We start from the raw sequence: 447 nt of genomic DNA, 5'->3' as shown, positions 1-447 counted from the left end.
AGGAAAAGATGCCGGCTGTAATAAGCGCCGGTACCACCAGCGGCAGAATAATACGGAAAAATATCGAATAATAGGAACAGCCATCGATCTTGGCCGCCTCGTCAAGCTCTGTTGGAATACCATTAATAAAATTCATAATCAGATAAACAAAGAATCCCTGGACCGCAAAGCAGTAAGGCACGATAAGCGGAAGATACGTTCCGACCCAGCCCAGCTTCTGATACCATAAATACTGCGGAATCATCAGAACCTGTGCCGGAAGCATCATGGACACCAGCATTGCGGAAAACAGGAGTTTTTTCCCCCGAAAGCTGCATCTTGAAAAGCTATACGCCACAAAAGCAGAGGACAGTATGGTACCGGCTGTTGCTAAAACCGATATCAGGGACGAATTCTTAAAAAAGGTGCCAAAATTTACTTTTCCGAACCCCTTCCAGCCGTTTCTAT

1 protein-coding gene is annotated in these 447 nt (G+C 45.6%); it reads right to left on the bottom strand.

Annotation, left to right across the window (positions count from 1 at the left end; all coding sequences use genetic code 11):
• Window positions 1–447: carbohydrate ABC transporter permease (locus tag NE664_14035; protein MCQ4727754.1), on the bottom strand; the 447-nt coding region annotated here is incomplete at both ends.

It is taken from the genome of Anaerotignum faecicola (assembly GCA_024460105.1).
Lineage (GTDB): Bacteria > Bacillota > Clostridia > Lachnospirales > Anaerotignaceae > JANFXS01.
The sequence above is the reverse complement of the archived record's forward strand: the minus strand, read 5'-3'. Positions and strand labels throughout refer to the sequence as shown.